The organism is Lactobacillus bombicola, assembly GCF_900112665.1.
GTDB classification, from domain to species: Bacteria; Bacillota; Bacilli; order Lactobacillales; family Lactobacillaceae; genus Lactobacillus; species Lactobacillus bombicola.
Window position 1 is genome coordinate 90,194 of sequence record NZ_FOMN01000001.1, and the last position, 11,943, is coordinate 102,136.

An 11,943-nucleotide genomic window follows, 5' to 3' on the forward strand; every position below is an offset into this window, starting at 1 on the left:
CTAAAATGTTATACTTAATGAAAAGAAATATTATATTTTAGGGGAGTGCAGATAATGCTGGGCACGATCGCAACAGGTAAGATAATTGATCAAAATGAGAACTCATTTTACGTTCAAGTTGAAGGAATAACTTATGAATTAAAGCAAAAAGAACTTACACAAGACGAAAGACCTAATTTGGGTGATCAAATTCAAGGTTTTTTATATGATGATAAGCAACATAATCGCCAAATGACGCAGTTTTTGCCCTTTGTTCAAGCTGATCAATACGGTTGGAGTAAAGTAACTGAGGTGAAATATGATTTGGGGGTTTTTGTTGATATAGGATTACCTGATAAAGATGTAGTGGTATCAGTGGATGACTTGCCCTTTGATAAAAGCCATTGGCCCCATAAAGATGACCAACTTTTGGTTCATTTAGAAACAGATCATAAAGATCGTATTTGGGCCAAATTAGCTGACGAAGATATTTTTAATCAGTTATCGACGCATTTTCCCAATAATATGGAAAATAAAGATATTTTTGGCACCGTTTATTCAAGCCGCGAGGTAGGGGCATTTGTTATTACTAGCGATTATTATCTAGGCTTTGTTCATTCTTCCCAAATGGGAAGACCATTACGTTTAGGGGAACAGTTCAAGGGTCGCGTAATTGGAGTGAGTCAATACGGTCGTTTAAATTTAAGCAGTTTACCACGAGCCTTTGAAGAAATTGATGAAGACGCTGAGATGATTTTAATGAGTTTGCGCCGAAAAAGTGATTTAACTTTGCCTTTTTACGATAAATCAGATGCTCAAGAAATTAAGAATTATTTTGGTATATCTAAGTCTTCTTTTAAACGGGCAGTAGGTCATTTGCTTAAAGCAAAATATATTACAGAAGATAAGGTAGCTGGAACAATCACGTTAATTAAAGATCCTAAAGCAATTGAAAATGAATAATTTACAGGAAAATGTTGATGATTATTTGAGACATTGTCAAATTGAACGGGGCTTAAGTAATAATACTTGTATCGCTTATCGGCAGGATTTAACTAATTTTTTAATATTTTTAAAAAAAGAGAAGATAACTTCTTGGCCAACTAAGGCAATTGATATTGATGCATTTTTGGCTGAATTACGGGATGAAAATAAAGCAACCAGTTCGATTAGTCGTATGATATCTAGTTTACGCAAATTTTATCAATGGCTTGTACGCCAGCATATTCAAAAGTTAAATCCGATGCAAGAAATTGATTCACCTAAAAAGCAACATTTATTACCAGTCGCTTTAAGTGTTAAAGAGGTAACTACCCTTTTAGAACAACCAGATATAAATAAAAAATTGGGCATACGTGACCGTGCTTTATTAGAAACGCTATATGCTACTGGTATTAGAGTTAGTGAATTGATTAATTTAAAATTTACCGACTTACATACTGATTTAGGATTGTTAAAGGTATTTGGAAAGGGATCAAAGGAACGCTTAATTCCAATCAGTGAGGTGGCTATCTCCTGGATTGAAAAATACCAAAAAGAGGTACGTGATGGACTGCTTTTAAGTGTTGGCAAATATAATGATTACATTTTTCTTAATAACCGTGGTGGGTCGTTAACTAGACAGGCCGTCTGGCAAATAATAAAGCATTATTGTCAAACAGCCCAAATTCAAAAAAATGTAACACCACACACTTTACGCCATACTTTTGCTACTCATTTGTTAGAAAATGGGGCCGATTTGCGTGTGGTTCAAGAAATACTAGGACACACTGACATTAGTACTACACAAATTTATACTAATTTGTCACAAAAGCACATTTTAGAAGTATATTCAAAGACGCATCCGCGAATTTAGGTAATTTATGCTAATTGAATGTAAGAAGGACAATGAAAAAATTGCTATGGGACTTTTGTCTTATTTAGATGATTTTAAAAATATTAATGTTTTAAAAGAAGAAATTAAACTAAATAAAAATAGTAGCGAGTTTCAGCTTTATTTGTATCGTGAGTTAAATTCAAATTTTATTGGTGTAATCGGTATTCAAAATTATAAAGATTTTATTGTCGTTCGGTATCTTTCATTGTCTCCCAACTATCGCCAACTTAGGTATAAAGGTAAAATTATACATGAACTGGCATGCAATAATCCTGATAAACGGATTACGGCACTGCCTGAATTTACTAAATTAGTTGAATATTTTAAAAATAAGGAATTATGAGTAATAATCTAACTTTAGAATTACCAAATTTTGAAGGTCCACTTGACCTACTGTTACATTTGATTAAATCACAAAAAATCGATATTTATGATATTCCGATTGCTCAAATTACTAGTCAATATTTGGCATATCTCCATGAAATGCAACGACTAAATTTGAAAATTGCTGGTGAATATTTTGTGATGTCTTCTATATTATTGCGGATAAAATCACAATCACTTTTGCCACAAAATGATTTTGTCAATGAAGATGAACCAGAAGAAGACCCTAGAGACGAATTAGTTCAGCAATTAGTTCAATACTCTGTTTTTAAAAAAATTTCGGCATACTTTAAAGAACGTAATGAAAAAGTACCAATTACAGCATCTAAAGAAGAGAGTGTGCCCCAAACTAAAGAAATTCAACCTCTACCTTTAGGACAAATAACTTCATTTGACTTAGCTAATACTTTTATTGTGATTTTACAACGTTTAAAATTACGCCATCCTAATCTTGCTTCAGTCAAAGTAAAAGCAAAATCTATAACGCAAATGATTGATTTTTTGCGAGAAAAACTCGCTGAGAATAAAGTTATTAGTTTTTTTTCTTGCACAGATCAATTACAAAATCTATCTGATTTTATTGGTCTATTTTTAGCATTACTTGAACTTTGCAAGAAGAAGGAGATTAAGGTTAAACAAGCTTGTACTTTTGGTGATTTAAAATTAGAAAGAATTGATAATAATGGTAAGTAAAATAGCTCAGCTAGAAGCATTATTGTATCTTGCTGGTGATAACGGAATTGAGAGTGAAAATCTTTGTGAGTTATTACATGTGGAGCAATCTGCTTTAGGTGAAATGGCTACCAAATTGACTAGCCAACTTAAAGCAAACGTTGATTCTGGATTACAAGTACTACATGTTAATCATAATTATAAGCTGACTACTAGGCCTGAAGTTAGTAAAACTGTTACTAGCTTTTTTCAAAGAGATTTAACTAAAACTTTGAGTCAATCAGCGCTTGAAATATTAGCTATTATTGCATATAAACAGCCTATCACGCGTATTGAAGTTGATCAAATTCGGGGAGTTAATTCATCAGGTGCATTACAAACGTTAATTTGGCGCGGATTAATTAAGGTTCAAGGTAAAAAGGATGTTGCTGGACACCCCAATTTATATGTTACTAGTGATTATTTTTTGCAATACTTTGGATATCAAAGTTTAGCCGATTTACCGTTAATTGAAGATTTTGAAGTTAACGAAATTAATGCTGATGGAGAAATTGACTTATTTACCACTAAAGGACAAGCAGATAAAAATTTAGCGAAGTTGCCAAAAGGAGAATAATAATGGTTTTAGAACGTTTACAAAAAGTAATTGCCGAAGCTGGTATTGCCTCGCGCCGAAAAGCCGAAAAAATGATTGAAGAAGGTAGGGTAACAGTTGATGGCGCAATTATTACCCAACTTGGTACTAAGGTAGATACCTTTAGCAATATAACGGTTGACGGTGAACCAATTGAACGTGAGAGTTTGCATACGTATCTTTTTTATAAGCCGCGAGGTGTAGTTTCAACCGTAAGTGATGATAAAGGCAGAAAAACGGTAGCTGATTATTTTAAAGATTTACCGTATCGTTTATACCCCATAGGTAGGCTTGACTATGATACATCAGGGTTGTTGTTAATGACAAATGATGGCCAGTTAGCCAATTTACTAATGCATCCACGCAGTGAAGTAGCCAAGGTCTATGTAGCAAAAATTAATGGTCAGTTACTGCCTGAAGAAATAGGGCTGCTTAAACGAGGAGTAACGATTGATCATCAAAAATGTGCTTCGGCAAAAGTTAAAATTATTCGGACGGATAAAAAGAAGAATATGCAAATAGTGCAATTAACGATTCATGAAGGTCATTATCACCAAGTGAAGCGGATGTTTAAAGCCGTTAATCATCAAGTAAGAAAACTTTCACGCGAAAGATATTCCTTTTTAACCTTAGATTCATTAATTTCTGGTAAGTACCGTGAATTAAGTCATGCTGAGGTTGACAGATTAAAGCAGGTAGATTAGTATTATATTGTAGTTAAATATCGAGTTTGTTGTCTTCATGGCAGGGTGAAAATCCCGACCGGTGGTGAAAGTCCACGACCCACGTAAGTGGTGGAATCGTTTAAGATACCGATAGTTAAAGTCTAGATGAAAGAAGACAGACTAAACTAAGAGCCAAGATGATACTTACTTTTAATTGGTCTGTTGCTAGAAGCAATAGACCAATTATTTTTTCGGAGGTAAGTTCATTGAAAACAAAGAATGGAAGTAAATTGGCCAATATTATTGCTTATGCGTTGATTGGTACAATTGCATTTATTTTGATGTTTATTGCATTTCCCTTGCCAGTAGCAAGTTTTTTAAAGTTTGATTTTTCAGACGTAATTGTTACTATTGGGACATTTTTATTCGGCGCTGGGCCAGGAATATTTATTGCTTTTATTAGAATGTTTATTTCTTTAATTTATAAAGGTTTTTCATTGCCGAGTATAGTAGGTCAATTAGCAGCTTTTGTGGCAACAATTTCATTTGCATTGCCTTTTTACTTTTTCACTAAAAAAATTGATGTTCATGAGAAAAATATGGTAAAAAGACATCTACAACCAATATTAGGAGTTATTTTAGGAATTATTGCAATGACTTTAGTTTTGTCTGTACTCAATGCATTAGTTTTGACCCCTGTTTATGCTGTAACAACTGTGCCCAATTTACCAAAAATTGATGGTTATTCGGGTTTATTAAGTTTTACAGAAAAAGTTTACTTGAGGCAATTACTTCATATTCCATCAATGACCAGCTATATTGCAGGAATTATTGTTCCTTTTAATTTAGTTAAGGGTGCCATTAACGGCATAGTAGTTTATTTACTTTTTGAAACAGTTTTGGGTAGTTTAAAGCCATTTGTACAGCGCTATTTTAATTTAAAAAATTAATTTTTTACTAGATCTTAATCGACCACGTATGAGGTCGATTTTTTTATCCAAAATAATAATTAAATATGCTAAAATAAAACAAGCTAAGTGAAGGAGGTTTTTATTTTAGATGAGCCATGAACCCAAGGGCCCGTATTTACATTACGAGCGTCCAAGTGAATCTAGAACAGTGATCCATAAAGCAACATCAAGAGGGTGGATTGTGTGGATGGTTATTCTCGTTCTGAGTATTATTGCACTTGTACCGCTTGTGCATCACTTAGCTGCAAATGGACAAACAAGTGAGCAAGTAGTTGAATTAAAGAAATCGGTAAAAAAGCATGACAAGCTAAAAAAATCGGTTGTACCTCAAAACCGACTTCAGCCAAAAGTTGAACAAAAGAAAAAAAGGCACCCCCCAAAAGTGCAAACTAAGCCTACACAGTATGTAGCAAAAAGCGGAGATTCATTATCAAGTATTGCCGAAAAATTTAATTTAAGTATTGAAGAGCTCGCAAGTCTAAATCAGCTCAATGTAGATAGCCAAGTTAAAGTTAATCAAATACTTAAAGTGAAATAAATATAGAAAGGATAGGGACTGAATGTCCCTTTTTTATTGGAATGCAAGTAGCAATTGATGGTCCAGCTTCAGCTGGAAAAAGTACAGTGGCAAAACTGATCGCACAAAAATTAAATTTTATTTATATTGATACTGGAGCAATGTATCGTGCATGTACGTTAATTGCCCAAAAGCATGGTATAGATTATAGTAATGAAGCAGAAATTTTAAAAGCAGTTGAAGCAGAAGGAATAGAATTTCAAACTGTTAACAATGAGCAAAGGGTTTATGTTGGTAAGCAGGATGTTTCACAAGAAATTAGAACTCCGGAAATTTCAGCTAATGTTTCACAAGTTTCAGCTTTGGCTGGAATTCGTGCAAAAATGGTTGATCTTCAAAGACAAATGGCTGGAAAAATGGACGTGGTAATGGATGGACGTGATATTGGAACTACTGTTTTGCCTAATGCCCAGGTGAAGATATTTTTAATTGCTTCAGCTTATTCTCGTGCCAAAAGGCGAATGCTAGATTTTAAAGAACGTGGTATCAAAAATTCCCAAACAATTGAAGAAATTGAAGTAGATATTACCGCTCGTGATTATAAAGATTCTCACCGCAAAATCTCTCCTTTAAGAAAAGCTGCCGGTGCAATTGAAATTGATACGACAAATATGACAATTGCCCAAGTAGTTGATGCAATTTTGGCAGAAATTAAAAAAAGTCAAAAAAAACTAGAAAAAAGGGGATAAAACAGTAGAAAAATCTCTAACTTTCATTTAAAATTAGGTTATGATATCGGGAGGTAAATAATGTCAGAAAATAGTAATCAATTTTTAGATGCATTAAAGCAAATGCAAGGGGTTGAGGTCGGAGATATTGTAGATGTTGAAGTGTTGGATGTTGAAGAAGGCCAAATCGATGTCGGTGTTGTAAATGCCGGTGTTGAAGGTGTAATTCCTCGTCGTGAATACACTTCAGATCGCAACGTCGATCTACGTGATGCTGTTAAGCCAGGTGATAACTTTAAGGCTTTAGTTTTAAGAAAAGCTGGTGGCGATAAAGAAAACGGTGAATTTTTCTTCTCAGTTACTCGCTTAAAGGAAAGAGAAGCATACGAAGAACTAAGAAAAGATTTTGAAGCAGGCAATCCAATTGAGGGTACTGTAACTTCTTCAGTTCGTGGCGGTTTACTAGTTGACGTTGGTACTAGAGGATTTTTACCAGCTTCACTTATCTCAAATCGTTACGTTTCGGATCTTAAGCCATATATTGGTAAAACAATGAAACTTAAGATTACAGAAATTGACCCAAGTAAGAATCGTCTGATTCTTTCACACAAAGATTTAATTGAAGAAGAGCGTGAAGAAGCTTTTGACAGTGTTGCATCACAATTAGTTGTGGGAGACATAGTTGAAGGCAAGGTATCTCGTTTGACTAACTTTGGTGCTTTTGTTGATGTTGGTGGAGTTGACGGATTAGTTCATATTTCCGAAATATCATATAAGCATGTAGATAAACCAAGTGATGTTTTAAAATCTGGTCAAGAGGTTAAAGTTAAAGTAATTGGTATTGATGATGACAGACATCGCATCTCCCTTTCAATTAAGCAAACTGAACCATCCCCATTCGAACAAGCAACAGCAGAACTTCATGAAGGTGATATTTTTGAAGGTGAAGTTAAGTCTTTAACTAATTTTGGTGCTTTTGTTGAAGTAGCTGATGGAATTCAAGGTTTGGTTCATGTTTCTGAAATATCATATAAGCATGTAGATAAACCAAGTGATGTTTTAAAGGTCGGCGAAACAGTTAAAGTTAAAGTACTTAATATTGACCCTAATGATCGTCGAATTTCACTTTCAATGAAAGCTACTGAAGCTAAGAGTTCAGATAGTGAAAGTACACGTTCACACAATTCTTACAATAGAAGCGCAGTTAATAAAAAGTATATGAATAGCGATGACAGTGGCTTTGCTTTAGGTGACATTATAGGTGACCAATTAAAAGATCGTCGTTAGTTTTAATAAAAAATGCCGACTTTAAGTTAAGTCGGCATTTTTATTTTTAAGGGAGGCTGGAAATATGGTTTTACCTGTAGTTGCAATTGTAGGACAACCCAATGTTGGTAAATCAACTCTTTTCAACCGGATAATCAATGAGCGTTTAGCAATCGTTGAAGATAAGCCTGGCGTTACTCGTGATCGTAATTATGCTCAAGCTGAGTGGATGGGGCATAAGTTTGATTTGATTGATACAGGTGGAATAACCTGGGAAAATAGTCGAATTGAAGATGAAATAAGAGCGCAAGCAGAGATTGCAATTGAAGAAGCGGATGTCATTGTCATTCTGACAAGTGTTACTAATCATTTAACTGACTTAGATGAACGGATTGCACAGATGCTTTATCAAACTAAAAAGCCAATTGTTCTTGCTGTAAATAAGGCCGATAATCCTGAACAAAGAATGGATATTTATGATTTTTATAGTTTAGGATTAGGAACGCCAATACCAATTTCAAGTGTTCATGGGACTGGAATTGGAGATTTACTTGATTGTATAGTGAGTGAACTGCCTAAAGACTTAGACCAACAAAATGATGATCAAATACGTTTTAGTGTGATTGGTCGTCCCAATGTTGGTAAGTCTTCTATTGTTAACAAACTAGTTGGTGAAAAGCGGGTAATTGTTAATAATGAAGAAGGCACAACACGAGATGCTGTAGATACTCCATTTATTGACGAGGAAGGCACTAAGTTTCGAATTGTCGATACAGCTGGAATTAGGCGTCGTGGTAAAGTTTACGAAAAAACTGAAAAATATTCTGTCATGCGAGCAATGAGTGCAATTGAACATTCTGATGTAGTTTGTCTTGTATTAGATGCAAGTACTGGTATTCGTGAGCAAGATAAGCATGTTGCAGGTTATGCCCATGAAGCTGGTTGCGGTATTATTATTGTAGTCAATAAATGGGACTTGCCCAAAAAAACTAGTAATAGTGGAAAAGAATTTGAACAAGTAATCAGAGAGGAATTTCAGTATTTAGATTATGCGCCAATTTTATTTGTTTCTGCCAAAACTGGCCAAAACCTTGATCAAATAGCAAAATTAGTTAAATTAGTGCATCAAAATCAAACACAACGTATCCAATCAAGTATTTTAAATGATTTATTACTTGACGCAAGTAAATTAGCCCCTGCACCAATGATAAAGGGTAAGCGACTTAGATTATATTATATGACCCAGGTTGCTACAGCGCCACCTACATTTGTGGTATTTGTGAATGATCCAGAATTAATGCACTTTTCATATCAACGTTTTTTAATCAATCAGTTGCGTAATAATTTCAATCTTTCTGGAACTCCAGTTAAGATTATTGCACGTAAAAGAAAATAGTTTGTATTTAGCAAATAATAAAAAACACAAATTTTGATTAAATTGCTTGTTGTACTAAGGGTTTTGTGCTATTTTAAGAACAGAGAAATGATGATTTAAATAATCATTTATTCCTTATTCTTTTTTGAAGGATAAGTTAAGAATCTCTAGATGGAGATTTTATTTTGGGAGGTGAATTCCAGATGGCAAATAAAGCTGATATAGTTAATGAGGTAGCATCAAAAACCGATTTAACTAAAAAGCAAATTGCTGCAGCTATTGATGCAATTTTTAGCTCAATTCAAGATGATCTTGCTAAAAATGAAAAAGTTCAATTAATTGGTTTTGGTACTTTTGAAGTGCGTCAACGTGCAGCTCGTAAAGGTCGTAATCCACAAACTGGTGATGAAATCGAGATACCAGCAAGTGTTGTTCCTGCTTTTAGACCAGGTAAAGCTCTTAAAGAGGCAGTTAAATAGTTTGTAATAAAAAGATGATGGTATTTTGGCCATCATTTTTTTTACTTAAAAAAATTTATAAAAGAGCTATAATAGACACCTGGATGTAATCTGATTAAGTGGAGGAATAATATGAGCTATTCAGAACAATTACTTGATTCAATTGAAGAACAAGATTTTTCTCAAGCAAATATTTTATTAAAGAAAGCATTAGATAGCGACCAACCAGAAATTTTAGCATCATTAGCTGAAAGTTTAACTAATATTGGTTTTACTGATTTAGCTAAACAAGTCTATCGTAGTCTTATCGCTCAATTTCCCAAGGAAGATATTTTTAAAATTTATTTAGCTGAAATTTTATTAAATGATGGCAAAGATGACGATGGCTTATCTTTACTTTACAATATTTCTAATGCATCACCAGCTTATCTTGATAGTCTTTTAGTACAAGCAGATTATTATCAGACCAATGGCTTTTTAGAAACAGCTTATAGTAAATTGACGGAGGCATCTCAGCTTGCTCCCAATGAAGATGTTATAAAATTTGGCTTAGCTGAGATAGATTATCTTAGTGGTCGATATGAGAATGCACTTGAGTTATATAAGGATTTATTAAAGCGACAAGAAAGTTTTGGTGAAATTAGTTTAAATGACCGACTTTTTCAAACTTTAGCAAAATTAGGTCGTTATGAAGAGGCTAGCCAAGTGATTAAAAGTAATAATAGTTCGTTATTAGACATTGATAGCAAATATCAAGCCGGATTAGTGTTATTAACAGTCAATGAAGATGATTTGGCAATTAAGTATTTGAATGAAGTTATTGAACAGAGTCCAGACTATGCTAATGCTTATCGCTTGTTAGTTACTGCTTATAAACATAAGAATGATAATGAGCAAATTTTATATATGGCCCAAACTGGTATTGAATACAACGAATTTGATCCTGTCTTGTATGTAGAAGGCGCCTTAGCGGCGGTTAAGCTTAACAATAATAAAACGGCTGAGGAATTGCTTAAAAAGGGCTTGAAGAATATTCCTGAAAGTGAAGATTTACGCTTGCAGTTATCTAACTTATACCTTCGTGAAGGCAAGGATACAGAAAATCTGCAATTGTTCAAAAATGTTGCTGAAGATGAAATTGAGCTGCGAGCACATTGGAATATGGCTATGTCATATCAAAATTTAGAACAAGCCGATAAGGCTAAAAGTGAGTATCTATTGGTTTATCCAGAATTCAAAGATAACGCTGCCTTTTTAAAACAGATGATTCGCTTTTTTAAAACTCAGGCTCACTCAACTGATATTGTGAAGCAACTACTACAAAGATATTTAAAATTAGAACCTGAAGATTTTGAAATGCAAGAAATGTATGCTGATTTATAATTAAACAAAAAACTGTTGGAATTTCCAACAGTTTTTTAATTAAAGACTATTTTCGGATAAGAAAGTGCCGTTGCTTTTGCTTATAGGTGAAGCCTTCACCAACAGCTTCATGAACTTTGATTACGCTAACGAATGCCTTAGGATCTTCTGCAGCTATTAAATCTTTAATAGCAGGCAATTCTCTTGGCGACACAACTAAATAAATGACGGGACGCTTATGCTTACTATAGCCTCCTTGTGCTTCTAAATAAGTAAAGCCGCGGTCCAATTTCAAGTCAATCATTTTAGCAATTTCTTGATATTTATTGGAAATAATTAATAGACCTCTAGCTGATGTTGTTCCCTGCTGAACGGCATCCATTACCCGAGATAAAATAAAAGAAGCAACCAAAGTATACATAATATGTTTAATATCCAAATATGAAAGCGAGGCCAAGAGTACTAGTGCATCACAGATTAACAAAACCTTACCAGAAGAAATACCATAATTCATTTGTAAAATACGGGCAATAATATCTGCGCCGCCAGAAGTACCGTTGTAGCGAAAAACTAGTCCTAGTCCAATTCCTGACAAAGTCCCAGCCATTATTGAGGATAAGAAGAGGTCGTGTTCTAGATTTAATTGCGATATAATAGGTACCAAGCGCCAAAACCATAAAAAGAAGGATAACCAAAGTGTCCCCCAAATTGTATAGGCTAAAAGACGCTTTCCCATGTAACGATAACCTAGAATAATTAAGGGAATATTTAATAAAAGGGATGATAGTCCCATATTAATTCCCCAAAAATGACGTAAAAGTAGTGAGATACCACTTATACCACCGTCAGTTAAATTATTTGGAGCTGAGATCATATCTAGACTAATACCATAAATAGCGCAGCCTAGCATAATCATTAACAATTCTAAAAGATTGTGTTTATTAAACTTTGACATAATATAAATCTTTCTTTTAATTTCTTAAATATAGCCCCTTAAACATACCAGAAATAAAGTCTTTTGAAAATAAAAATACTAAGTTAAATGAGTTGATTAAG

Annotated in this window: 14 protein-coding genes and 1 riboswitch; of the genes, 13 read left to right on the top strand and 1 reads right to left on the bottom strand. The window is 33.9% G+C overall.

Annotated features, from left to right (window positions below):
- The first annotated feature begins 54 nt into the window (after positions 1-54).
- The 13 genes from BM203_RS00425 (at position 55) to BM203_RS00485 (ending at position 10,908) form a co-directional block, all read left to right on the top strand.
- Positions 55-942 (top strand): CvfB family protein, encoded by an 888-nt coding sequence (locus BM203_RS00425; protein WP_090091865.1) that lies wholly within the window; start codon positions 55-57, stop codon positions 940-942.
- Positions 935-1,834 carry a site-specific tyrosine recombinase XerD gene (xerD, locus tag BM203_RS00430; RefSeq protein ID WP_090091867.1) on the top strand — a complete coding sequence of 300 codons (900 nt, stop codon included), beginning with the start codon at positions 935-937 and terminating at the stop codon, positions 1,832-1,834. Before BM203_RS00425 ends, xerD begins: the two co-directional genes overlap by 8 nt.
- Positions 1,835-1,841: 7 nt before the next feature.
- Positions 1,842-2,198, top strand: coding sequence for a reductase (locus BM203_RS00435; RefSeq protein ID WP_090091868.1), 357 nt, complete (start codon positions 1,842-1,844; stop codon positions 2,196-2,198).
- Positions 2,195-2,932, top strand: coding sequence for a segregation and condensation protein A (locus BM203_RS00440; protein ID WP_205755873.1), 738 nt, complete (start codon positions 2,195-2,197; stop codon positions 2,930-2,932). Before BM203_RS00435 ends, BM203_RS00440 begins: the two co-directional genes overlap by 4 nt.
- Positions 2,922-3,527, top strand: a complete 606-nt coding sequence (gene scpB, locus BM203_RS00445; RefSeq protein ID WP_090091872.1) for an SMC-Scp complex subunit ScpB — start codon at positions 2,922-2,924, stop codon at positions 3,525-3,527. The genes BM203_RS00440 and scpB overlap by 11 nt, the downstream gene beginning before the upstream one ends.
- A gap of 2 nt (positions 3,528-3,529) precedes the next feature.
- Positions 3,530-4,249: a pseudouridine synthase gene (locus tag BM203_RS00450; protein WP_090091874.1), complete on the top strand. Its 720-nt coding sequence runs from the start codon at positions 3,530-3,532 to the stop codon at positions 4,247-4,249.
- Between the two features lie 27 nt (positions 4,250-4,276).
- A riboswitch (FMN riboswitch) is annotated at positions 4,277-4,391 on the top strand.
- A gap of 85 nt (positions 4,392-4,476) precedes the next feature.
- Positions 4,477-5,160 (top strand): ECF transporter S component, encoded by a 684-nt coding sequence (locus BM203_RS00455; RefSeq protein WP_374955766.1) that lies wholly within the window; start codon positions 4,477-4,479, stop codon positions 5,158-5,160.
- A 109-nt stretch (positions 5,161-5,269) separates the two neighbouring features.
- Positions 5,270-5,719, top strand: a complete 450-nt coding sequence (locus tag BM203_RS00460; protein ID WP_090091876.1) for a LysM peptidoglycan-binding domain-containing protein — start codon at positions 5,270-5,272, stop codon at positions 5,717-5,719.
- Between the two features lie 41 nt (positions 5,720-5,760).
- Positions 5,761-6,447 (top strand): (d)CMP kinase, encoded by a 687-nt coding sequence (gene cmk / locus BM203_RS00465; protein WP_090091877.1) that lies wholly within the window; start codon positions 5,761-5,763, stop codon positions 6,445-6,447.
- A gap of 60 nt (positions 6,448-6,507) precedes the next feature.
- On the top strand, positions 6,508-7,713 hold the full coding sequence (gene rpsA / locus BM203_RS00470) for a 30S ribosomal protein S1 (protein WP_090091879.1): 1,206 nt from the start codon (positions 6,508-6,510) through the stop codon (positions 7,711-7,713).
- Positions 7,714-7,777: 64 nt separating this feature from the next.
- Positions 7,778-9,088: a ribosome biogenesis GTPase Der gene (der, locus tag BM203_RS00475; RefSeq protein ID WP_090091880.1), complete on the top strand. Its 1,311-nt coding sequence runs from the start codon at positions 7,778-7,780 to the stop codon at positions 9,086-9,088.
- A gap of 182 nt (positions 9,089-9,270) precedes the next feature.
- Positions 9,271-9,546 carry an HU family DNA-binding protein gene (locus BM203_RS00480; RefSeq protein WP_090091881.1) on the top strand — a complete coding sequence of 92 codons (276 nt, stop codon included), beginning with the start codon at positions 9,271-9,273 and terminating at the stop codon, positions 9,544-9,546.
- 111 nt (positions 9,547-9,657) lie between these two features.
- Positions 9,658-10,908, top strand: a complete 1,251-nt coding sequence (locus BM203_RS00485) for a tetratricopeptide repeat protein (RefSeq protein WP_090091883.1) — start codon at positions 9,658-9,660, stop codon at positions 10,906-10,908.
- A 46-nt stretch (positions 10,909-10,954) separates the two neighbouring features.
- Here BM203_RS00485 and BM203_RS00490 read toward each other — a convergent pair whose 3' ends face one another.
- Complete coding sequence (locus BM203_RS00490) at positions 10,955-11,842, bottom strand: YitT family protein (protein WP_090091885.1); 888 nt, start codon at positions 11,840-11,842, stop codon at positions 10,955-10,957.
- Positions 11,843-11,943: the final 101 nt, after the last annotated feature.